Annotated in this window: 19 protein-coding genes; 6 read left to right on the top strand and 13 right to left on the bottom strand. The window is 62.9% G+C overall.

The genetic code is table 11. The features are described 5' to 3' along the window. The first annotated feature begins 29 nt into the window (after positions 1 to 29). Positions 30 to 1,211 (top strand): M20 aminoacylase family protein, encoded by a 1,182-nt coding sequence (locus tag NKI25_RS24685; RefSeq protein WP_023674015.1) that lies wholly within the window; start codon positions 30 to 32, stop codon positions 1,209 to 1,211. Positions 1,212 to 1,334: 123 nt separating this feature from the next. Here the strand turns inward: NKI25_RS24685 and NKI25_RS24680 are convergent, their stop codons facing one another. The 4 genes from NKI25_RS24680 to NKI25_RS24665 form a co-directional block, all read right to left on the bottom strand. Further along, positions 1,335 to 2,888 (bottom strand): autotransporter outer membrane beta-barrel domain-containing protein, encoded by a 1,554-nt coding sequence (locus tag NKI25_RS24680; RefSeq protein WP_352621172.1) that lies wholly within the window; start codon positions 2,886 to 2,888, stop codon positions 1,335 to 1,337. 161 nt (positions 2,889 to 3,049) lie between these two features. Then, positions 3,050 to 5,032, bottom strand: a complete 1,983-nt coding sequence (locus tag NKI25_RS24675) for an ABC transporter permease (protein WP_352999644.1) — start codon at positions 5,030 to 5,032, stop codon at positions 3,050 to 3,052. Further along, positions 5,029 to 6,105, bottom strand: a complete 1,077-nt coding sequence (locus NKI25_RS24670; RefSeq protein WP_352621176.1) for a quaternary amine ABC transporter ATP-binding protein — start codon at positions 6,103 to 6,105, stop codon at positions 5,029 to 5,031. The genes NKI25_RS24675 and NKI25_RS24670 overlap by 4 nt, the downstream gene beginning before the upstream one ends. 74 nt (positions 6,106 to 6,179) lie before the next feature. Beyond that, on the bottom strand, positions 6,180 to 7,151 hold the full coding sequence (locus NKI25_RS24665; protein WP_031211023.1) for an ABC transporter substrate-binding protein: 972 nt from the start codon (positions 7,149 to 7,151) through the stop codon (positions 6,180 to 6,182). Positions 7,152 to 7,550: 399 nt separating this feature from the next. Between NKI25_RS24665 and NKI25_RS24660 the strand changes: the two genes are divergently transcribed. Further along, on the top strand, positions 7,551 to 7,679 hold the full coding sequence (locus NKI25_RS24660) for a hypothetical protein (protein WP_352782026.1): 129 nt from the start codon (positions 7,551 to 7,553) through the stop codon (positions 7,677 to 7,679). A gap of 32 nt (positions 7,680 to 7,711) precedes the next feature. Continuing rightward, positions 7,712 to 8,788 (top strand): D-alanine--D-alanine ligase family protein, encoded by a 1,077-nt coding sequence (locus tag NKI25_RS24655; RefSeq protein WP_352782025.1) that lies wholly within the window; start codon positions 7,712 to 7,714, stop codon positions 8,786 to 8,788. A 56-nt stretch (positions 8,789 to 8,844) separates the two neighbouring features. On the opposite strand, the gene NKI25_RS24650 is transcribed toward NKI25_RS24655, so the two are convergent. From NKI25_RS24650 to NKI25_RS24630, 5 genes are all read right to left on the bottom strand, one after another. After that, positions 8,845 to 9,630, bottom strand: a complete 786-nt coding sequence (locus tag NKI25_RS24650; RefSeq protein WP_352782023.1) for an SDR family oxidoreductase — start codon at positions 9,628 to 9,630, stop codon at positions 8,845 to 8,847. Positions 9,631 to 9,638: 8 nt separating this feature from the next. Further along, the gene (locus NKI25_RS24645) at positions 9,639 to 10,403 is read right to left on the bottom strand and encodes an SDR family oxidoreductase (protein ID WP_352590138.1); all 765 of its coding nucleotides are present in this window, start codon (positions 10,401 to 10,403) and stop codon (positions 9,639 to 9,641) included. 127 nt (positions 10,404 to 10,530) lie between these two features. Further along, positions 10,531 to 12,039, bottom strand: a complete 1,509-nt coding sequence (locus NKI25_RS24640) for a sugar ABC transporter ATP-binding protein (protein ID WP_352621184.1) — start codon at positions 12,037 to 12,039, stop codon at positions 10,531 to 10,533. Positions 12,040 to 12,072: 33 nt separating this feature from the next. Next, a complete protein-coding gene (locus tag NKI25_RS24635) occupies positions 12,073 to 13,011 on the bottom strand; it encodes a sugar ABC transporter substrate-binding protein (protein ID WP_254820381.1) in 939 nt (312 codons plus the stop codon). Positions 13,012 to 13,161: 150 nt separating this feature from the next. Beyond that, positions 13,162 to 14,145, bottom strand: coding sequence for an ABC transporter permease (locus tag NKI25_RS24630; protein WP_502897030.1), 984 nt, complete (start codon positions 14,143 to 14,145; stop codon positions 13,162 to 13,164). A gap of 308 nt (positions 14,146 to 14,453) precedes the next feature. On the opposite strand from NKI25_RS24630, the gene NKI25_RS24625 reads away from it, so the two are divergent. Then, entirely contained in the window at positions 14,454 to 15,416 is a 963-nt protein-coding gene (locus tag NKI25_RS24625) for a sugar-binding transcriptional regulator (RefSeq protein WP_352621190.1), read from the top strand. On the opposite strand, the gene NKI25_RS24620 is transcribed toward NKI25_RS24625, so the two are convergent. From NKI25_RS24620 to NKI25_RS24605, 4 genes are all read right to left on the bottom strand, one after another. After that, positions 15,413 to 16,906 (bottom strand): xylulokinase, encoded by a 1,494-nt coding sequence (locus NKI25_RS24620; RefSeq protein ID WP_352999643.1) that lies wholly within the window; start codon positions 16,904 to 16,906, stop codon positions 15,413 to 15,415. The genes NKI25_RS24625 and NKI25_RS24620 overlap by 4 nt on opposite strands. A gap of 20 nt (positions 16,907 to 16,926) precedes the next feature. After that, complete coding sequence (locus NKI25_RS24615) at positions 16,927 to 18,249, bottom strand: NAD(P)H-dependent oxidoreductase (RefSeq protein WP_352590126.1); 1,323 nt, start codon at positions 18,247 to 18,249, stop codon at positions 16,927 to 16,929. Positions 18,250 to 18,462: 213 nt separating this feature from the next. Beyond that, on the bottom strand, positions 18,463 to 19,569 hold the full coding sequence (locus NKI25_RS24610; RefSeq protein ID WP_352590123.1) for a mandelate racemase/muconate lactonizing enzyme family protein: 1,107 nt from the start codon (positions 19,567 to 19,569) through the stop codon (positions 18,463 to 18,465). Between the two features lie 50 nt (positions 19,570 to 19,619). Next, positions 19,620 to 20,345: a GntR family transcriptional regulator gene (locus NKI25_RS24605; RefSeq protein ID WP_352590120.1), complete on the bottom strand. Its 726-nt coding sequence runs from the start codon at positions 20,343 to 20,345 to the stop codon at positions 19,620 to 19,622. A gap of 251 nt (positions 20,346 to 20,596) precedes the next feature. On the opposite strand from NKI25_RS24605, the gene NKI25_RS24600 reads away from it, so the two are divergent. Next, positions 20,597 to 21,217 (top strand): TetR/AcrR family transcriptional regulator, encoded by a 621-nt coding sequence (locus NKI25_RS24600; RefSeq protein WP_352455172.1) that lies wholly within the window; start codon positions 20,597 to 20,599, stop codon positions 21,215 to 21,217. Then, on the top strand, positions 21,204 to 21,677 hold the full coding sequence (locus NKI25_RS24595) for a cupin domain-containing protein (RefSeq protein WP_352590118.1): 474 nt from the start codon (positions 21,204 to 21,206) through the stop codon (positions 21,675 to 21,677). Before NKI25_RS24600 ends, NKI25_RS24595 begins: the two co-directional genes overlap by 14 nt. Positions 21,678 to 21,847 lie beyond the last annotated feature (170 nt).

Genomic DNA, 21,847 nt, shown 5'->3' with positions numbered 1-21,847 from the left:
GCACCTGCTCGGCCGGCAAAGGACCTCCCATGCCAAAGACCTCCAACCAGTTCGCCGACATTTCCGACTTCGCCGACAAGGCCGCCGAGCTTGCAGCGGCCCGCCAGCACCTGCACGCGCATCCCGAGCTTTCATTCCAGGAGCAAGAAACGGCTGCATACGTTGCCGAACGGCTCGAAAGCTGGGGCTATGAGGTGACGCGCAATGTCGGCGGGCTCGGGGTCGTCGGCCGTCTGCGCCAGGGCAGCGGCCGCAGCATCGCCATCCGTGCCGACATGGACGCCCTGCCGATCACCGAAGCGACCAATCTCCCTTATGCCAGCCAGGCCAGCGGCAAGATGCACGCCTGCGGTCATGACGGCCACACCACGATGCTGCTCGGCGCCGCCGAATACCTGGCGCGCACACGGCATTTCAACGGCACGGTGAACCTTATCTTCCAGCCGGCCGAGGAAGCCGGCAAGGGAAGCGGGGCGCAGGCGATGATCGCCGACGGCCTGTTCGAGCGCTTTCCCTGCGATGCGATATTCGGGCTGCACAACCACCCGGGCGCGCCGACGGGTTCGTTCCTGATGCGCGCCGGGCCGCTGATGGCGGCGAGCGATACCGTCACCATCAGGATCGCCGGGCGTGGCGGCCACGCCTCGCGTCCGCACCTGACGGTCGACCCGATCGTCGCTGCCGCCAACATCGTCATGACCCTGCAGACGGTGGTGTCGCGCAACGTCAACCCGATCGAGACAGCTGTCGTCACCGTCGGCACGATTCACGGAGGCACGGCCTCCAACGTCATCCCGGAACACGCCGAAATCACGCTGAGCGTCCGCTCCTTCTCGGCCGAGATCCGCGACACGCTCGAGCAGCGTATTCGCAATATCGCAGCACTTGTGGCGCAGGCGCATGGCGCAACGGTCGAGATCGATTACGAGCGCGGCTACCCAGTGGTGGTCAACTCCGAGCGCGAGACGTCCTTTGCGACAGACATCGCTGTCGAACTCGTCGGTCAGGACAAGGTGTCCGTCTGCCCGTTGATCCCCGGCAGCGAAGATTTTTCTTATTTCCTCGAACACAAACCCGGTTGCTTCCTGCGCCTCGGAAACGGCGAGGATTCAGCCATCCTGCACAGCTCGAAATATGATTTCAACGACGGCAATCTGACCGTCGGCGCAGCGCTCTGGGCTCGTTTGACCGAGAGATTCCTGGCCGCTTGATCCATACTTGCGGCTGGGATTGTCGATCGGCCGGTCGAGCATTATTGGGGCGACCGGCCGCGCGACGATGCTCAACGAATTCTCACGCATTCCCCCTCTTCGAATGCGATAAGAGCTTCGCTTTCAGACAAACAAAAAGTCACTCGTCGTCAGCGGGCTTGTAAAGTTTGCGAGAGTAACTTGATCGACTCCTGCGGTAATGATGGTGTCGGTTCCACTTTGCGCAATTGTGAGATCATCGAACGATTGCACGCCCTCCACGCCACTAAATACAATGGTGTCGCCTTGGGTCTGGCTGAAGTCGTAGATGGTGTTTTGGGTTCCGACCGTCATTGAACCATCGTCCTTGAATATGAATTGATCTCTGCCGCCCTGAGCCAGTTCGCTCAGTTGCCCGTCACCCCACATGTCGTTGATGACGGTGCAGCCGGGTGCCGCGCTCCCGGCGTACAGGGTATCGTTTCCGCCCAGAGCCGAACCGGACATTTGCAGGGCGTCGCCGCACAGGAAGTTGCGGACCTGGCCGCTTTCGCTGTTGTGGCCGCCGGTAAGAATGTCGTTGCCGCCCTGGGCGGAACCGGACATGAAAGGTGCGTCGCCATACAACTCGCTTTGAACATCATCAGGACCAGAGCTCTTATTGCCGCCGATCAGAGTATCGTTGCCGCCCAAAGCATTGCCGGCCATCGCACCAGCATCGCCATAGCCGAAATTATTGGTGCCTTGCAGCACGGCCACGTCATCGCCACCGCGAGCATGGCCGGACATGATGCCGGCCGCGTCACCATGGAAACTTATCCCGGACCCACCCACGCTCGTGAAGGTATCGTTGCCGCCCTGAGCAAAGTCGGACATATGTAGGCTCGCGTCGCCAAAGAAGCTTTTGGTCTGAACCGTGCCACCAAAGTCTGTGTAATGGTCGTCGCCACCCTGAGCATGGCCAGACATGCTGCGACCGGTGTCACCGTAGAAAATGTTGTCGGCGTTACTGGCGCCATTGAAATTGTCGTTGCCGCCCTTACTGTAGCCCGACATATCGCCGTTGGCGTCCCCGTAGAAAGCGTTGCTGGAGTCGCTCCTGGCCATGAAACTGTCGTCGCCACCTTGAGCATGGCCAGACATGTTGTTCCCGGCGTCGCCGAAGAAAATGTTGACGGCGACACTGGCGCCCTCGAAGGTGTCGTTGCCGCCCTTGCTGTGGTCCGACATATCGACGCCGGCGTCACCGTAGAAGTCGTTGAAAGAGTTAGGAAGGGCCGTGAAACTGTCATCTCCGCCCTGAGCATGGCCGATCATGTTGCCGCCGGCGTCACCGAAGAAAGTGTTGATGACCTGTGTGGAGCTGCCCTGGAAGGAGTCGTTGCCGCCCTTGCTGTGGTCCGACATATCCTCGCCCGCATCACCGTAAGCAGTGGTGATGGAGAAACTCGACCCCGTGAAGGTATCATCACCGCCTCGAGTAAAATTGAACATGCTGCCAACCGCGTCACCGTAAAGGGTGTAGGTTGAGGGTTCGTTTTCCGTGAAGGTATCGTTGCCGCCCCTCGAGAAATCGAGCAGGCTGCCGCCAGCATCACCGATTAAGATGTTTGTATTTAGATCGCCTGCGAGGGTGTCATTGGTGCCCCATTGACGATCTGCTAGATCACCGGGAGTAAAGGAAACGCGTTTAGACATTGTACGCTCTCCTGTTGAGCCTCCGACCCATCACAGCCTTGCGCTGTGAGCCAAGAGCGAGCAATAATCACAAAGGGCTATATCAGTGGGTATAAGGGGGTCGGCAGCTCATCACCGCCGCGCCATTGGCGACGGCCAGCTAACCGAGTGTTGATTTTTGCCTATCCCAGCCTTGCCCGAGCCTTGGCCGTCCAGGCGTTGAACAGCCGGTCGGCGACGATGCCGATGAAGGCGATGGCCAGGCCGGCGACGATGCCGCGGCCGGAATCGGCCTTGGATAGGGCGATGAACACCTCCTGGCCGAGATCGCGCGTGCCGACCATGGCGCAGATGATGATCATCGCCAGTGCCATCAGGATGGTCTGGTTGACGCCGAGCATGATCTCGGGCAACGCCAGCGGCAGCTGCACGCGAAAGAAGGTCTGGCGCCTGGTGCAGCCCGAAACCTTCGCCGCCTCGATCAGCGCCGACGGCACCTGCCGGATGCCGTGATTGGTGTAGCGGATCGCCGGCACCACGGCGAACGCGACGGTGGCGATCATCGCGGTGACGTCGCCGACCCTGAACAGCATCACCACCGGAATGATGAAGCAGAACGACGGCAGCACCTGCAGCGTGTCGATGACCGGCGTGACGGTCTTTTCGAAGCGGTCGCTGCGCGATGCCATCAGCCCGATCGGGATGCCGATCAGGCAGGCGATAAAGGCCGAGATTCCGCACAAATAGACCGTCGCCATGGTCTTTTCCCAAAGTCCGGTGACGGCGCAGAACGCTGTCAAAGCCGCGACCAGGGCGGCGAGGCGCAAGCCGCCGAGCTGGTAGCCGGCAAGGCCGAGGAGACACACCGCGCCCAGCCACGGAAAGCCCTCGCAGAAGGCGCGCACCGGGTTGAGCACATTGAGGATAAGCACCACGCGGAACGCTTCGATCGTGTCGAAGAAGTTGATGGTGATCCAGTTCACCGCCGCCTTCCACAAAGGCGCGGTGGTCAAGGTGATCGCTTTCGGCACCGCGGCGAACGCTGGCACGAACAGGCCGAGCAGCGTGGTGGCGGCGAGAATGGCGACGGCCAGCGTCAGATTGGGATAGCGTCGCCAGAAACTGGTGCTGGCCTGATGGCGGACATTGCCCTTGGCGTGATTGTGCGCGATCGCCTGGCTCAGCCGGTCGAGTGCAATTGCCAGCGCGACAATGGCGAGGCCAGCTTCCATGGCCTCGCCGACCTTGAGCGCGCGCAACGCCAAAAGCACGTCATAGCCGAGCCCACCGGCGCCGATCATCGAGGCGATGATCACCATATTGAGCGCCAGCATGATGACCTGGTTGACGCCGACCATCAATGTCGGCCGCGCCGACGGCAACAGCACCCGCCACAGCTTCTGCCGTGCCGTGCAGCCGGCCATCTGGCTGAAATCGTCGATCTCCGACGGCACCCGCGACAGGCCGAGCATCGTCGCCCGCACCATTGGCGGCGTCGCGAAAATTGCCGTCGCGATCATTGCCGAGACCGGGCTGTTGCCGAACAGAAGCAGCATCGGGATCAGATAGGCGAAGGTCGGGATCGTCTGCATCAGATCGAGGGCAAGGGAGATCAACAACCTCTCCGCCCAAGGCTTGCGCCATGCCCAGATGCCGGCGAACAGCCCAGTAACAATGCAAAACGGCACGGCGATCGAGATCAAGCCCAGCGTCAGCATGGCGCTGGTCCACTGCCCGAACAGCGCGATGTAGAGAAAACAGCCGCCGACCAGCGCACCCAGCTTCCAGCCGCCGACGGCGCGCCCGGCAAGATAGGCGGTAGCGCAGACGCCGACCCAGGACAGGCGCGGCAAGACGATCATATCCGCGCCATGGCCGATCTTGAAATTCTTGGCCAGAAGAGCGAGCGCGAAATCGAGCGGCACGCCGAGCACCGCGGTGATCGAGCGGGTCAGCCAGGAGAAGTTCGACTTCACCCAGTTCATCAGCGCACCGACCCAGTCTGCGACAGGAACGATCGCGCCGGCCGGGTAATTGACCGCCCAGGGCAGGCTTTCCTGCAGCAGGAAGACGATAAGCACGGCGGCGAGCGCGCAGGCCCAGATCGCCAGCCAGGTTTGAACCGGCCGGGGCCTCGCTGCGCTGGCGCTTGCCGTGACCGTCATGCGCCGGCCCCACGACGCTCGATGCCGGCGAGAAGATCGATCACCGCCTGCGGCGTGACTAAGCCGATCGGCTTGCCGGTGCCGTTGACCACCGCGAAGGGCTTGCCGGCAGAGACGATATCAGCCGAAAAACTTGATATCTTGGCATCCGGCGCGACCGTGCCGCCGTACTCGGCACCGTCGCAGGCGCGCATCAGGCTGCGCGCCGATATCACCTTGGCGCGATCGACATCGCGGGTGAATTCGGCAACATAGTCGGTCGCCGGATTGACCACCAGCTCTTCCGGCGTGCCGATCTGGATGACCTCGCCGTCCTTCATGATGGCGATCCGGTCGGCCAGCCGGATGGCCTCGTCGAAATCATGGGTAATGAAGACGATGGTCTTGTGCAGCATGGTCTGCAGCCGCATCAGCTCGTCCTGCATCTCACGGCGGATCAGCGGATCGAGGGCCGAGAACGGCTCGTCGAGGAACCAGATTTCCGGCTTTGTGGCGAGGCTGCGGGCGATGCCGACACGCTGTTGCTGGCCGCCGGAAAGCTCGCGCGGATAGAAATGCTCGCGGCCGCGCAAGCCGACCAGCTCGATGACTTCACCGGCCCGCTTCTCGCGCGTCGGCCGGTCCTGCCCCTGGATGCCCAAGGGAAAGGCGATGTTCTCCAGCACGTTGAGATGCGGCAGCAAGGCAAAATTCTGGAACACCATGCCCATGCGATGGCGTCGCAGCTCGATCAGCGCGGCATCGGAAATCTTGAGCAGGTCCTTGCCTTCAAACTCGACCTTGCCGTGGGTCGGCTCGATCAGCCGCGACATGCAGCGCACCAGCGTCGACTTGCCTGACCCCGAAAGTCCCATGATGATGAAGATCTCGCCCTGGCGGATTTCGAGATCGACGGCGCGCACCGCGCCAACCAGTCCGGCAGCGGCGATGTCCGCCAGGCTGGCCTTGCCGTCGCGCCGACGGATGAAATTGGCCGCGTCCGCCCCGAACAGCTTCCAGACATTGCGACAGGCAAGCTTTATCGGGCGGGCATCGTTGCCCGCTTTCGCCGCCTGTTCAATCGTATCGGTCATGCGATCGTCCTTCTGGAACACGGGATCGAGACCCGGCCACGGATGGCCGGGTCGTCGGATTTCCAGTCAGACGGTCACTCGGCCCAGGCTTTCCAGTCGGCTTCGTGGGCGGCGATCCAGGCGGCGGCGACGTCTTCCGGCGTCTTGCCTTCGAGATCGATCTCGCCGCTCATCTTGTTGAGCTCGTCGGTGTCGACCGTGTAGTTTTTCGCGACCTTGTAGGCGACAGGCCATTTGTCCTTCATGCCGGCCCAGGAATATTTCCAGATCTCGCCATGCGGCTTGCCGCAGTCATATTTCGCGTCGGGGTTCACACCCCATTTCGGGTCGGTGTAGCACTCTGTCGTATAGTCAGGGAATTCGACCCATTCGCCCTTGTATTTGGCCGGCGCCCAATGCGGCGAATAGATCCACAGCATGATCGGCGCCTTGCGCTGATAGGCCGAGTCCAGTTCGGCGAACATCGCCGCATCGGTTCCGGCATGGATGACGGTGAAGGGCAGTTTCAGCGCCTCGACGCGTTCGTCGTCAAAACCTTCCCATGTCACCGGGCCGCCGAGATAGCGCCCCTTCGGTGTGGTTTCGGCCGTCGAAAAGGCCTCGGCGCATTTCGGATCTTTCAGCGCTTCCCAGTTCGGCAGGCCGGGGCATTTCTCTTTCATATATTCGGGAAACCACCATTCTTCCTTGGCCTTGGGTCCGAGCTTGCCGAGGCGTTCGGTCTGGCCCGTCGCGTCCGAGGCCTTCATCGCCTCGCCGGCCGTCGTGTCCCAGAATTCCAAGCCGACATCGATGTCGCCATTGGTCAGGCCGGTGGTCAGGCTGGAGAGATAGTCGGCGGTCGGATACTCGACGGTATAGCCGAGCTTTTCGAGGATGCCGCCGAGGATCTTGGCGTTCAGATTGACGCTGGTCCAATCGAACAGTGCGATCTTGATCGGGTCGTTGGATTCCGGCGCTGCCGCATAGGCCGAAGATGTCAGTGCGGCTGCGGCAAGTGTTAAGGCTCCCATTGAGAAATTCGAAATCATGCTCCGAAGTGACATGCTTGTTCTCCTGTCAAGCTCTGGTGGACGTTGTCGTTAGTTCCCTTCTTGCGTCTTTTTGATTGTGTTGGAAAAGCTGGTCGTTGCGCAAGGCCGTAGGCGCCACAATGCTGCCGAAGCGGATGCCGGCGCAAAAACGGGGGTGGTGCCCAAATTGGTGAAGATGTGACGGGACCGGCCGCGTCATGACTGCCGAAGGATTGCTGCCAAGGCAGTCATCCACGGATCGATCGCCGGTCTTGAGGGGCAAACCATCAAAGTCCCATGATCTCGTCTGTTGGCTCAGCAACTCGCCCAGAGCCACTTTCATGGGATGAAATTATATATACCAACGTTCACGTCGCGCAACGATTAACGCCGGTGCCAATTTCACGGCCCGTCTTTTGGATGGACCCGTAGATGAGTTTGAAAAAAGCCAAGGTTGCCGGTCATCCCGTATGCGAGCCGCGAGGACAGGGTACCGATACAATGCAGCAGACCAAAATGCCTTACTTCTTCGCCAACCGCGGGATCGCCGCCGGCTTGTGACCTTTCAACACCAGATCATATCCGAGGCTTTCATGACCTCTTCCTTGAACAGACTGCGAATTGCCGTGCTCTTTGGCGGACGTTCCGCCGAACATGACGTTTCGGTGCTTTCAGCAACCAATGTCATGCGTGCGCTGCTGTCCGCCAAATACGATGCCCTCCCAATCTTCGTCACGAGCGAAGGACAGTGGCTGCTGAGCAGCTTCCAGGATGGTACGCTCGCAAAACCTGCGGCCGGCATGGAAGTTTGCCTGGTTCCGGGCGGGCGCGGACGGATGATGGCGATCCCGGCCGACGGCACGCCCTATGATCTGCCGAAGATCGACATCCTGTTTCCTGTCCTGCACGGCCCTCATGGCGAAGACGGCTCGGTACAGGGGGTGGCCGAGGTGGCTCGGGTGCCGCTCGCCGGCTGCGGCATCCTGGGTTCGGCAACCGCGCTGGACAAGGACATCGCCAAACGGCTCCTGGAAGCGGCGGGGCTGCCAATCGCGCGCTCAGTGACGATCCATGAAGGTGCGGCGCCCGCCCTCGCTGCACTGGAAAGCGAACTCGGCCTGCCGTTCTTCATCAAACCGGCGCGTCAGGGATCGTCTGTCGGCGTCGGAAAAGTCCATGCCAGCCAGGAATTCGATGGAGCGCTTGCTGAAGCCTTCCGGCACGATTGCAAGCTGTTGGCCGAGGAATTCATTCGTGGGCGCGAGATCGAATATAGCGTGTTGGAGGACCCGGCAGGCGACCTGTTCGTCTCGCGGCCAGGCGAGATCGTGCCGGCCGAAAGCCACGATTTCTACAGCTACGATGCCAAATACATCGACGAGAACGGCGCGGCACTTAAAGTGCCGGCCGAACTGCCGCCGGAGGTCGAGGCAGCCATGCGGGACGTGGCCGCAAGGGCTTTCAGAGCCGTCGGCTGTGACGGGATGGCGCGCGTCGACTTTTTCCTGACACCGGACATGCAATTCCTGGTCAATGAAATCAACACCATCCCCGGCTTCACCGATATCAGCATGTATTCCAAGGCAATGGCGGCGAGCGGCGTCAGCTATTCCGAAATCATCGACCGGCTCGTGGAGCATGGATTGGCACGGGCCGGCCGACCAGTCTGAACGCAGCGAAGGGGCTTTCAGATCCCGGTGGATGGTACGTTGGCCCGCGCCGCCGCTCACGACATGATCAGGCCGCCATCGACATTGATGGTCTGGCCGGTGATGTAGGCTGCATCGTCGCTGGCCAGAAAGCTGACCAGGCCGGAGACATCCTCGCCGCTGCCGGCGCGGCCCATCGGGATGTTCTTCACCCATTCGGCCATCAACTCGCCGGGCTTGTACTCGCCCATCAACTTGCCCCATGCGGCGTCGTTATAGGCCCACATATCGGTGTCGATGATGCCGGGGCAGATCGCGTTGACGGTGATCTTCTCCTTGGCCACTTCCTTGGCCAGGCTCTGGGTGACGCCGACGACGCCGAATTTCGAGGCCGCATAATGCGGCGTGTAGATAAAGCCCTGCCGCGCCTGGCCGGATGCGGTGTTGATCAGCCGGCCGCCATCGCCATGCTTGCGGATGCGCGCGATCGCCTCCTGGCAGCACAGGAACACGCCCTTGGTGTTGACCGCCATCACCTTGTCCCATTCGGCCTCGGTCATCGCCTCGATCCTGGCGATGGTGATGACACCGGCATTCTGCACGGAGATGTCGATGCGGCCGAATTGTTGCTCGGCCAGGTCATAAAGGGCGACGACCTCGTCCTTCTTCGTCACGTCCATGCGCAGCGATGCGACCCTGGCGCCCGTAGCCTTGAGGTCGGCGGCGACCTCTTCGACGCGCGGGTCGATGGCGCTGACGACGACCGCGGCACCTTCCGCCGCGAAGCGCCTGGCCATTGCCGCGCCAATGCCGCCGCTGGCGCCGGTGATGACCGCCGTTTTTCCCAGGAATCGCTTCTGCATCTTTTCTCCTACCAGCAGACGAAGCCGCCATCGACGATCAGGTCGATGCCGGTGACGAAACTCGAGGCGCGGCTGGCCAGGAACACGGTCGGGCCGACCATCTCCTCCGGCGCCGCCATGCGGCCCATCGGCGTGTCGCGCTCGAAGATTTTGACCTGGTCGGCGACCTCCGGCCGCTTGTTCATCGGCGTCAGCGTGTAGCCGGGGCTGACGACATTGACGCGCAGGCCGCGATCGGCCCATTCCATGGCGAGGCTCTTCGACATGTGGATCACCGCGGCCTTCGACGAATTGTAATGCGCCTGGGTCAGGCCGCGATTGACGATCGAGCCCGACATCGACGCGATGTTGATGATCGAGCCATTGCGCCGCGTCAGCATGGCGCGGGCCTCGGCCTGGCAGGACAGGAACACGCCGCTGACATTGACGTCATAGAGCTTCTGCCATTTCTCCAGCGACAGCATCTCTGCCGGTTCAGCTCCGGCGACGCCGGCATTATTGACGGCGATGGTCAACGCGCCGAGTTCCATCTCCGTACGCTCGATCGCGGCCGCGAGATCGGCCTCTGAAGTCACCGTGCCGTTCAGCACCAGCGCCTTGCGGCCGAGTGCCGTGATCCGGTGCGCGGTCTCCTCCAGCCCGCCTTTCGAGGCGTGGCCGAAGCAGGCTATGTCGGCGCCGGCCTCGGCCAGCCCAATGGCGATTGCCTGCCCGATGCCGCTGCCGGCGCCTGTCACAAGTGCCACGTCACCATGAAGGTCGAATAATTTCATCGTCGGTCCCTCTGCTCCAACCGCCGTCCTCCGGAAATAAAGGGGCGCCAACTCTGTTGCTGGCGCCCCGCGCGGTCTGGTGCCCGGGAGGATACCACCTGCTGCGCTTTGTTTCGATGGGCTGTTCCTAGCTCGTGGCGAGTTCCATCACGGCGATATTGCTTGCTTCGCTGCGGTCGAGAATGCCGCGTTGCCGGCCGCGGCTCACCACCAGCACGCGATGCGACAGGCCGAGAACTTCCTCGAGGTCGGAGCTCACCACCACCACCGCCATGCCGGAGCGGGCAAGGTCGGCGATGACATCATAGATCGCGGCGCGTGCACCGACGTCGATGCCGCGCGTCGGCTCGTCCAGGATGAATACCTTGGGCGGGCGCGACACCCATTTGGCGATGATCACTTTCTGCTGGTTGCCGCCGGAAAGCTTGCTGACCGCCTGGTTCGGCCGGCCCTTGACGCCGAGCCGGCGAATGCCGGCCTCGGCGAATTTCTGCACCGCCTTCGGGAACACCCAGCCATTCGGCGCGACATGGTCGAAATTGCCGATCGCCAGGTTCTCGCCGATCGTCTGGTCGAGCACCACGCCCTGCGCCTTGCGGTCTTCCGGTACCAGGACGACGCCGGCCTTGATCGCCGCCGCCGGGCCATTGAGATGCACCGGCTTGCCGGCGACGCGCACCGATCCCGATGAGATCGGATCGGCACCGGCGATCGCCCGCACCAGCTCCGTGCGTCCGGCGCCGATCAGCCCGGCAATGCCGAGGATTTCGCCGGCCCGCACTGAAAAGCTGACATTTTGAAAGCTGCGTTCCGGCGAGGACAGGTTCTCGACCTCGAGCAGCGTGTCGTTGCCCGGCGCCGATACCGTAGGGAACATCCGCTCGACACTGCGGCCGACCATTTGCTCGACGACAGTGCGCACCGGAATATCGGCGCGCTCATGCCGGGCGACGATGCGCCCGTCGCGCATCACCACCACGCGGTCGGCGATTTGGGCGATCTCGTCCAGCCGGTGGCTGATATAGATGAAGGACATGCCTTCCGCCTTGAGCTTGCGGATTTGCTGGAACAGGAGCTCCGTTTCCTCGCCGCCAAGGGCTGCGGTTGGTTCGTCGAAGATCAGCAGCTCGGCATTGAGCGTCAGCGCCTTGGCGATCTCGACCTGTTGCTGGGCGGCGATACGCAGCGTACGCACCTTGCGCTCGGGCGAGACATCGAGGCCGAGGCGCTTCAACTGGGCCGATGCCCGCGCATTCATTGCCGCGCGGTCGATGCGGCCGCCACGCATCGGCAGGCGCCCGACATAGACGTTTTCGGCGACCGACAGATCGGGCAAGAGCTTCAGCTCCTGGTGGATCATGCCGATGCCGACGTCGATCGCCGCGGCAGGATTGGCGGGGGAATAAGCGTTCCCCCGCCAGGTGATGGTGCCGGCATCGGGTTTCGTCGACCCGGCGATGATGTTCGAGACAGTCGACTTGCCGGCGCCGTTTTCACCAAGCAGCGCCACGACCTCGCCCGGCCGCACCTCGAAGCTCGCATCGGCCAGGACCTGCACCGGCCCGTAGCTTTTGCAGAGGCCGCTGACGACGAGCCCGTTATGGGGGCTGTGCGTGTGGCGAGGATCGGTGGACATCGTTGCGCTCGTCGATTGCCGGACTGGTCTCAATCAGGGATGCTTGGCGATGAACTGCTCGACATTGTCCTTGGTGGTCAGCGTCGCATCCTGCAGCTGTTCGGCGGGAATGGTCTCGCCGGCCACCAGCTTGATTGCTGCATCGACGGCGAGCCGGCCCATGCCCTGGGTCTGCTGCGTCGCGGTCACGTCGAAGACGCCGTCCTTCAGTGCCTTGAGCGCCGCCACGTCGCCGTCGAAGCCGGCAACCCAGACCTTGTGGCCGGGATTGGCGACCTTGACGGCCTGCGCCGCACCGAGCGCCAGCGCGTCGGCCTGGCCGATGACGATCGACACGTCGGGGTGCGACTGCAACAGATCCTGCGTCAGCTTGAAGCCTTCGTCCTGGTGCCAGCCTTCGCTCCACAATTCGCCGACAACCTTGATGTCGGGATAGCCTTTCAGCGCTTCGCCGCAGCCCTTCGAGCGGTCGACCTCGGGCGTCGTGCCCTTCTGGCCGTGGATGATGATCAACTCGCCCTTGCCGCCGGCCTGCTTGGCGATGTAGTCGCAAACCGCCTTGGCCGATGCCACGCTGTTGGTGGCGATGAAGGTGTCGCCGGGCGCGCCGTCGGCGTTGCGGTCGACATTGATGACTGGGATGCCGGCAGCCTTGGCGGTCTTGGTCGGCACGGTGGCGGCGGTGGCGCCGGCTGGAATATAGATCAGCGCGTCGATGTTTTGCGTGATCAGGTCCTGTACCTGGCTGACCTGGGTCGCCGAATCGCCCTTGGCATCGACGGTAACGACCTCTATGCCCTTTTCCTTGCCGTAGGCTTCGACGGACTGCTTGATCTGATTGAAGAAGTCGGCCTGCAGATTGGCGACGGCGAGGCCGAGCTTTTTGGCCTCCTTGGCCGAGGCCATGTCGGACAGGCCAAGCAGCGGGATGACGGCCGCGGCGGCAAGCAGCAATGAACGTTTGGTCAGCATGTTTATTCCTCCGTTGATGTTCAATCTGTCCTGCCCGCGCATCGCGGCGCCCCTTGGCCGAACAACTCCCAGTTTCGGATCACCGATCCGTTTTCGCCCGAATATCGGGGCGAATCTCATTGAGCCCAATTCTTCATTGTGCCCCATTCTTCATTGTGCTCGGCGCCGCCACGTGTCGGTGGCCACCGCCAGCGCGATCACCACGCCGATAACCACTTGCTGGATGAAGGGCGAGACACCGAGCAGGTTCAGCCCGTTGCGCAGCACGCCGATGATGAGGACGCCGATGGCTGTGCCGCCGATCGAACCGACGCCGCCCGACAGGCTGGCGCCGCCGATCACCACCGCCGCGATGGTGTCGAGTTCGTAGCCAAGGCCGGAGCTCGGCTGGACGGAATCGAGCCGGGCGGCAAGCACGATGCCGGCGAGACCGGCCAGCACGGCGCAGATCGCATAGACCCAGTTGGTCAGCGACTTGACTGGTATGCCGGACAGCCGGGCGACTTCGGCGCTGCCGCCGATCGCGTACAGGCTACGGCCGGTAGCGCGATAATTCAGGAAGATCGCGAAAATGACGGCAAGCACGATCATCAGCCCGACGGTGACCGAGAGGAATCCGAAATGGCGGATTATCGACAGGCTGGTGAACCAGTCGGGAAAGCCGACGATCTGCGAGCCGTCGGTGATCATGTTGGCGAGGCCGCGCGCCACCGACATCATCGCCAACGTGGCGATGAAGGGCGGCAGCTTGGTGACCGTCACCAGCAGGCCCGAAACCAGCCCGCAAAGGCCGGCGACGACGAGGGCTGCGGCGATGCCGGCCGGCAGGCCGAGATTGAGATAGTCCGGATGGGCGACGAAGCCCATCACCATGGAAGCCAGCGCCAGTACCGAGCCGACGGACAGGTCGATGCCGCCGATCAGGATGACCAGCGTCATGCCGATCGCCATGATGCCGAGCACGGTGACCTGGTCGAGAACGTTGAGGATGTTGCGGACAGTCAGGAAGGTGTCGGTGGTTAGCGAGAGCGCCACGCACAGCAGAACCAGCCCGATCAGCGGGCCCATGGTTCCGGCAAAGACAGCCGAAAACCTTGCGCCCGCCGTAGCCTGCGCGCCAGAGCCTGCCTTCAACTCGCCTGCCTTCAAATTGCTTGCGTCGTTGCTCACAGCCACTTTGTCTCCTCCACAGCAATCCGGCGCTGCATCACCGGGCCACTTTGTTCACCAGGCCCCTCCCTGTGAACAATTTATCTTTAACATGCAATTTTGTTCAGCTAAACTGTTCGTCGGAAAATTGTCAAGACCTGCCCGCTTCATTCGAGCACGGTTTGCGCTGTTCGCCGGTTTGCCTTACGCAATGTCTCGGAAATCTTGGGCATTTCGAAGTCGCCGGATTGGAATATCATGAGCAGAGCCGGCGACTGCGGCAAGGCAAACAGATGACGATCATAGAGAACGAAAGAGCCTCGCGCTTCCCCGACGCCGAACTCAAGGCCCGCGCCGCCTGGCACTATTATGTCGAGGGTCTTACGCAGGAGCGGATTTCCGAAATTCTCGGCGTCGGCCGCATCAAGGTGCATCGCATTCTCTCGGCCGCCCGCGAAGAGGGTGTCGTCCAGTTCCGCATCCGCGACAGCGTTGTCGAATGCGTGATCCTGGAGGAAAGCCTCAAGCAGCGCTTCGGGCTCAGCCAGGCTGTTGTGGTACCGTCGGCGGCCGACCGAAGCAACGCGCCGCTGATGATCGGCCACGCCGCCGCCGCCTACCTGGCCGACCATGTGAACGCCGGCGATGTCATCGCGCTGGGCTGGGGGCGGACGCTGAAATTCGCCATCAATGAATTGCCACGGCGGCCGATCGCCAGGACAACGGTGGTTTCGATGCTTGGCGGCCTCACCCATGCACAGCCGCTCAACCCGACCGAAAGCGCCTGGGATTTCGCCGAGAAGATCGGTGCGGAGTGTTTCCTGCTGCCGGTGCCGGTCTATGCCGACAGGCCGGAGCAGCGCGATGCTTTCATGAGCCAGCGCAGCGTTCAGGATGTTGTTTTCCGCGCGCGCCGGGCAAACATCGCCGTGCTCAGCGTCGGCTCGTTTTCCAGCGACAGCCCGATCGCCAATTACGGCTTCATCAAGCCAAGTGAACTCGAGGAACTGCAGGCGGCCGGTGCCGTCGGCGATATTCTGTGTCATTTCATCGACGCCGAGGGCCGCCCGGTCGACCACGAGGTCAACCGCCGCGTCTGTGCCTATCCGCTGCAGGATCTGTCGGATATTCCTAGCATAATCCTGGTTTCGGGAGGGCAGGAAAAGATTGCCATCATGCGGGCGGCGCTGGCCAACACCAAGGTATCGGTTCTGATCACCGACGAGGATGCGGCCAAGGGGCTGCTCAACCGCTAGATTTCGTCGAGAGCGCCGAGGCGGGTGTGGATGTCGCGCGTCGCCTGATAAAGGTCGCGGTAGATTTCCTTGCGGCTGCGATAGGCGGCGACAAGCCCGTCGACCGGATCGACATGCCTGGTGGGAGCGGCAGCCATTACCTCTGCTGCGGCTTCCGGCGAGGCAAACCAGCCGACAGCCGCTGCCGCCAGCATGGCAGCGCCGAGTGCGGCGGCTTCGTTGACCGGCGAAACCGAGAGCGGCCGCTCGAGCACGCTTGCCATGATCTGCATTAGCAGCGCGCAATTGGTGCCGCCGCCGGCGGCAATCATCGCCGCCGGTCCGCCGGCCTGGGCTTCCATGGCCTCGGTGGCGACGGCCTGCTCGAAGGCGATGCCTTCCAGGACAGCGCGGAAGAGATGCTCCGGCCGGTGATCGAGCGACAGGCCGACAATGGCGCCGCGCGCCGCACCGTCCCAATACGGGCTCATGACGCCGGCCCAATAGGGCATGATGAGCAGGCCCTCGCTGCCCGCGGCAACATCCAGCGCCACTTTCTCCAGCGCTGCCGCCGAGGGCGAACCGGTGGTTCGCACGATCCAGTCGACCAGCTGCATGCCCGATCGCAGCACGGTCTCCAGCATGAATCCGGAGCCGGTCGGCGAGACCAGCGTGCGAAAGGCGTCCGAGGTTTTCACCTTGCCGGAATAGCAGCCGCTGACCACGCCGGAGCCGAGCGAGAGATAGCTCTTGCCCTCGCCGTAGACGCCCATGCCGAGGCCCATCGCCTGGCCGTCCCCAGCGCCGGCAACGACCGGCGTGCCGGCCCTCAGGCCGGTCAGCTGCGCTATGCTTGCGGAAAGACTGCCGCAGACCACGCCCGGCGCGACCAGCTCGGGCAATTGCTCCATTTGCAGTCCGGCGGCCGCAACGAGGCGGGGATGCCAGGTACCTTTCTCGACGTCGAGCAGCCCGAGCGGATCCGCACTTGCGGTGCTGGTGACCAATCGCCCGGTCAGCCGCTGGACGAAGAAACCGTGCACGTCGACCAGTGCCGCTGCCTGGCGAAGCACTTGCGGCTGGTGCTCGGCAAGCCAGGCAATGGCGTAGAGCGCCGGCGTCGGGTCCGGGGGCTTGCCGCTCCAGTCGCGGATCGCCTCGCGGCCGAGTTCGGCCGAAAGCCTGATAACCTGCGGCCGGGCGCGTTCGTCGAGCCACAGGATCGCCGGCATGAGTGCTTTGCCGGCGCTGTCCACCAGCGTGAAGGTCTCTCGCTGGTGAGCGATGCAGATCGCCGCCACCCGCGTAGCGCCGACCGCCTCGGTGACCTGCTTCAATGCGCCAAGCAGCGCCGTCCACCACTGTTCGGCGTCCTGCTCGAAATGGCCGGGCTTCGGATTTGAAAGCGGGTACGGCTCGCGCGCCTCGAACAGCTCCTCGCCGTCGCGCGCGAAGGCAATCGCCTTCACGGCCGTGGTCGAGGCGTCGATCCCGATTACGACATCGTCCATCAGGCGGAGATCCAGCGGGGTCAGGCTGCGTTTGTAACGAACCGTCCGTCCGACTGGTCGAGACGGCGGCGGATCTGGGTTATCACCATCGAATCGTCGGGTACACAATTTTCATAGGTCAGGAAGTCGCCGGTCTTGAGCGGCTTGACCACCTTGGCGCGTTCGGCAAGGCCGAGCGGCAGGGCGCCGCGGGCGCGCGCATCCCCCCAGGTCATGGCGAAGCCGCGATAGTCGTTCTCGCCGATCATGCCGAGCGACTGGCCAACGCCAAGATCGCTCTTGGCGACCGCCACCGCCTCGGCCACAGGATGGTCGAGCGGCTCCATGTCGGCCCGCTTGTAGACCACGGCGCGCGCCGCCGACAGCGGCACTTCCAGGCTGGTCAGATGATAGGGCCGGAAGATCGTGAAATAGGGGCCCTTGCCGACCTTGAGGTCGATCATGCGCTCCAGCACACGCGGATGCCGGGTCTCGATGATGCAGAACACGCCGGGCGCCACTCCCTTGCCGATCGAGTAATCGACCACGCCCTTGCGATGCAGCACGCCGCCATCCTCGCGCGGGCAAAGCACGCTGGCCAACTCCTCCAGCGTCGCGGTCGGGCCGTGCATGCCCGGCACGTCGGGCACCAGGCCGGTCGCATTGGCGATCGCCACCATCTCGATCGCCGTCTTCGAGCCGTCGACGAATTCGACCAGCATGCGCGCATTCATGTTGCGCTCGGCCGCCTCCTTCTCGTAGTCGGCCGGCATGGCGTCGATCTTCAGCGGATTGTTCTTGCCCTTGCCGGCGGCGATGATGTTGAAGCCGAGGCTTTTGGCAAAGCCGATGATCTCCAGCGTGCAGGCGGGCTCGTCGCCGGCGGCACCGGTATAGACGACGCCGGCCTTGCGTGCCTCCTCCTTGAGGAAGCGGCCGATGGTGATGTCGGCCTCGACATTGAGCATGACGATATGCTTGCCGTTCTTCATCACTTCGAGCGCAAACAGCGTGCCGATATTGGGATTACCCGTTGCGTCGATGATGACGTCGATCCGGCCGGCCGCCGCCAGCGCATGCAAATCTTCGGTCACCGCGATCTTGCCGGCCTCGATGGCGCGGTCGATCGCGGCCGCATTGCCGGCATGGACGATGTCGGAACGGTCATGGCCAGCGAGCAGCGCCGCGTCGATCGCTGCCTGCGGCCTGACTTCGGAAATGGCGCCGATCCGCATGCCCGGCATCAGCGCGACCTGGACGACGATGTCGGTGCCCATCTGTCCGGCGCCGGCAAGCCCGATGGTGATCGGCCCCTGCTGTTCAGCGCGCTGCAGAAGTTCCGCTGCAAATTGCGGATGGGACATGTCGCTTCCTCCAGTTCCTGACGCGCCGCAGCGTCCAAATCAACGGTTTGAACATTTCTATTTGCAAATGAAAAATATTTCAACCGGCAATTGGGCATTGTCGCTCTGCAATCGGCCGAAGACGATTGGAGGAGCGGTCATCCACACGGCCGTGCCTCCGCAGTCAGAAGGACGCGGCATATTCAGGTTGATTGGGTGCAGCCTTGTTGTAGCTCAGCTGCCGATTTCGAAGAAGGGCGCACCAAGCAGGCCGGGAACGACATCGATGCCGAGGCCCGGCCCATCCGGAATGCCCATACGGCTTCCCGAAACCGGCGGCATGTTGGATGCGGTGCGCACCGTCACCCATTCGTGGAAGGCGATGGCGTGCAGCCGGCGCTCCTCCGGCGTCGACAGCGACAGATGCGCCATGGCCGATGTGTCGATCTCGGCGCCGCCAGTGTCTTCGACCGTGATCATGAAGCCGAGGTCGACGGCAAGGTCGCGGATCTGGCGCGTTTTGGTGACGCCGCCGAGGCGCGAGATCTTCAGCGTCAGCCCGTCGGCCGCGCCCTTGCGGTGGATGTCGAGCATATCGTCCAACGAGGCGACGGATTCGTCGAGCACCATCGGCTTGTCGAGCGAGCGGCGCACCGACAGGCATTCGTCGATCGTCGTGCAGGGCTGCTCGAACGTGTAGTCGATGGTGCGCGTCGCATCCACGAACTGGCGCGCCTCGTAAGGGGTCCAGCCGGCATTGGCGTCGCAGAAGATGACGGTGCCCTTCGGCACCGCGGCGGCAACGGCTGTGACGCGTTCGATGTCGTCATGGACGTTGCCGCCGACCTTGACCTGCAGCCGTTGAAATCCTTTCCCGACGATGTGCTTGGCAAGTGCGGCCATCGCGTCGACCGTGCCGTGGGTGACGACCTTGTAGAGTTCCGCCGTCTCGCTCTCGCGGCCGCCAAGCAACGTGACCAGCGGCACGTCGGCGGCGCGCGCCGCGAGATCCGAGCATGCCATGTCGAGCGCCGACTTGATGTAGGGATGGCCCTTGAACACCGTGTCCATCAACCTGTTGATACTGGCAAGCCCGCGTGGGTCATGGCCAATGAGATGCGGCGCGATCTCGACGACGCCGGCGCGAGTACCCGCAGCGAAGGCAGGCGAATAGAAATTGCCAAGCGGCGCCATCTCGCCCCAGCCGGTGAGCCCGCTATCGGCGGTGACGGCGACGATCACCGCGTCGAACGCATCGGCGACACGCCCCTTGGACATGCGGTAGGGCCCGTCCACGAAGGGCTGCACGACATGGTAGGCCTTGATGGTTTTGATCTGCACGTTTTCTGTCCGTTGTCTGTGTTCCGGGATGTCCGTCAAATTTGTCGGGCTCAGCCGCCTTTAGGTCGGCCGGCACGATCGGCGCCGGCGCCCTTTGAGCCGCGCTGTTCCAGCCCGCGCGCATAGGCGAGCAGTTCTTCGAAATCCAGGTCGATATGGTCCTTGGCGTGGCGCTGTGCGGCGCGCATGTCGCTGCCCTTGAGCAGCCGTACATAGGTCTCGTGAGCATCTACGGCAGGCACCGGCTCGTTGCGCGCCCGCTGGTGCAGCGCGAAATACATCTGCAGCCGGCTGGTCAGCCGCTGCCAGGTTTCCAGCAGCACCGAATTGTCGGCCCATTCGTGGATCAGGCCATGCAGTTGCAGCGCTGTTTCGATCTGCCGCGTCGTGTCCAGGCCGCGCGTCGCCTGCTTCACCGCCGCATGGCGCCGGTCAAGCTCGTCGAAGAAGCGCTGGTCGCGAAGCGGCCAGGTCCGCTCGATGGCGAACTCGTCGAGCACCTTGTTGAGCGAATAGGCGTCGTCGATGTCCTTGGCGGTGACGTTGATGACGAAGGTTCCGGCGTAGGGGATGCTGGTCAGGATGCCTTCCTGCACCAGCTCGCGCATTGCCTCGCGCAGCGGCGCGCGGCTCACCCGCATCTGCTCGGAAATCCTGAGTTCGTTGAGCTTCTGTCCCGGTTCCAGCCGGCCGGTCAGGATCGCCCGCCGGAGCAGCCCCACGATCTCGGCCCTGCGTGTCGTATCCGCGATCGGACTGAAATCCAGCTTTGCCATTCGGCTGCTCCAGGGAACCGAAAGCAAGACAAGCAGATTGTCGACAATCTTACAAGAGCTGGATTCTCGATCCTGGAGACATTGGCGCCCTTCCGGCCTCGGCCAGCCTGACCATGCAAGCCGACCAGGTCCCGGCCGCTGAGCGTCAGCTGGCTTCTCGCAGCGGGAAACAACCTGGTGCGTAGCCTTCGCAATGTCCATTGACGACTGGGAAGGTTTGTGTCACTAGCAGTGACATGAATTCACAAACGATGACTCAGAAATACGAGAGCCCGCTGCGGGCAGAGCAGGCGCAGGCCACGCGCGAGCGCATCCTCGCGTCCATTCGAACGATTCTGGAGCAAAATCCGTACAGCCTCCTTGGCTTCGATGAGGTTGCCGAGGTTTCGGGCGTAAACCGACGGACCATCTTCCGCCATTTCCCGACGAAGGAAGCGCTTTTGGAAGCCTTTTGGGCCAGCACCAATGCCTCTCTGGGAGTGCGGTTCTGGCCTGAGCGGGAGCAGGATCTGATCGATCTTCCTCCCGACCTTTTCGCCTCGTTGGACGCAATCGAAGGCGTAGTCAGAGCCTCGCATGCGAGCGCTACCGGGCGCGAGATGCGCCTGCAAGCCAATGGTGAGCGGCAACGTGCCTTTCAGAGCAGCCTTTCGCAAGTCGCAAACGGAATGGACCCGAAGGCGGCGCGCCAGCTTGAGGCCGTGATCCAGCTCCTGTTCAGCGCCACTGCCTGGCAGACGATGAAAGACTACTGGGGTCTTACCGGCCGTGAGGCCGGAGAGGCAGCCGCCTGGGCAATTCGCGCCTTGCTCAATGCGGCAAAATCGCAGCAAGGCGCTGTTCGAAAGGAAAAAGCAAGTGACTTGGCATAAGACCAAAGCGACGGTCCATCCGGCCGATTCGGTTCAAGGCTTCTGGGTAATGGGCGATCAGGTCGCTGTCCGGGCAAAGCTCGCTGGGACGGCACTCAACGTGATCGACGTCACGGTACCTCCTGGAAGCGGCACGCCGCCCCACACGCATCCTTCCGCGGAAATTTTCCGCATTCTCGAGGGCACCCTCACGATATGGACAATGATCGATGGGGTCGCGCAAGAATATGAGGTGGAACCCGGTGATGTCGTCACCATTCCGGGCAACGCGCCCCATGGCTATCGCAATGCTGGTCCCGTGCCGGTTATTTTCATGGCGATCGTCGACGACGAGATGATCGCATTCTTCGAAGAGGCTGCATCCAAGGACGCGCCCTCCGGCCCGCCGACCGCTGGCATGATTAACCGCGTGATCGAGCTTACCGGACGCCACGGGATCCGGATCCTGCAGGCGGCCTGACCGGCGAAACCGTTGCGCCAGGATTTGACCTGGAAGACGGTGCCTTATGCCGCCTAAATCCAGCAGTCCATCCATCCAGGTCGAAGCGGGCGTTCGCGCGAGTGATACGTGTAGCCGCGACAAGCCGTCGGCTGGATGGATGTCTCGTTTGCTGATCCACAAACTGCCTT

This window comes from Mesorhizobium sp. M0808 (genome assembly GCF_040320025.1).
In the GTDB taxonomy this organism is placed as follows: Bacteria; Pseudomonadota; Alphaproteobacteria; order Rhizobiales; family Rhizobiaceae; genus Mesorhizobium.
The sequence above is the reverse complement of the archived record's forward strand: the minus strand, read 5'-3'. Positions and strand labels throughout refer to the sequence as shown.

Excerpts from the sequence above, each read along its gene's own strand:
- NKI25_RS24685 (WP_023674015.1), top strand. The coding sequence starts at position 30 with ATGCCAAAGACCTCCAACCAGTTCGCCGACATTTCCGACTTCGCCGAC.
- NKI25_RS24680 (WP_352621172.1), bottom strand. The coding sequence starts at position 2,888 with ATGTCTAAACGCGTTTCCTTTACTCCCGGTGATCTAGCAGATCGTCAA.
- NKI25_RS24675 (WP_352999644.1), bottom strand. The coding sequence starts at position 5,032 with ATGACGGTCACGGCAAGCGCCAGCGCAGCGAGGCCCCGGCCGGTTCAA.
- NKI25_RS24670 (WP_352621176.1), bottom strand. The coding sequence starts at position 6,105 with ATGACCGATACGATTGAACAGGCGGCGAAAGCGGGCAACGATGCCCGC.
- NKI25_RS24665 (WP_031211023.1), bottom strand. The coding sequence starts at position 7,151 with ATGTCACTTCGGAGCATGATTTCGAATTTCTCAATGGGAGCCTTAACA.
- NKI25_RS24660 (WP_352782026.1), top strand. The coding sequence starts at position 7,551 with ATGAGTTTGAAAAAAGCCAAGGTTGCCGGTCATCCCGTATGCGAGCCG.
- NKI25_RS24655 (WP_352782025.1), top strand. The coding sequence starts at position 7,712 with ATGACCTCTTCCTTGAACAGACTGCGAATTGCCGTGCTCTTTGGCGGA.
- NKI25_RS24650 (WP_352782023.1), bottom strand. The coding sequence starts at position 9,630 with ATGCAGAAGCGATTCCTGGGAAAAACGGCGGTCATCACCGGCGCCAGC.
- NKI25_RS24645 (WP_352590138.1), bottom strand. The coding sequence starts at position 10,403 with ATGAAATTATTCGACCTTCATGGTGACGTGGCACTTGTGACAGGCGCC.
- NKI25_RS24640 (WP_352621184.1), bottom strand. The coding sequence starts at position 12,039 with ATGTCCACCGATCCTCGCCACACGCACAGCCCCCATAACGGGCTCGTC.
- NKI25_RS24635 (WP_254820381.1), bottom strand. The coding sequence starts at position 13,011 with ATGCTGACCAAACGTTCATTGCTGCTTGCCGCCGCGGCCGTCATCCCG.
- NKI25_RS24625 (WP_352621190.1), top strand. The coding sequence starts at position 14,454 with ATGACGATCATAGAGAACGAAAGAGCCTCGCGCTTCCCCGACGCCGAA.
- NKI25_RS24620 (WP_352999643.1), bottom strand. The coding sequence starts at position 16,906 with ATGGACGATGTCGTAATCGGGATCGACGCCTCGACCACGGCCGTGAAG.
- NKI25_RS24615 (WP_352590126.1), bottom strand. The coding sequence starts at position 18,249 with ATGTCCCATCCGCAATTTGCAGCGGAACTTCTGCAGCGCGCTGAACAG.
- NKI25_RS24605 (WP_352590120.1), bottom strand. The coding sequence starts at position 20,345 with ATGGCAAAGCTGGATTTCAGTCCGATCGCGGATACGACACGCAGGGCC.
- NKI25_RS24600 (WP_352455172.1), top strand. The coding sequence starts at position 20,597 with ATGACTCAGAAATACGAGAGCCCGCTGCGGGCAGAGCAGGCGCAGGCC.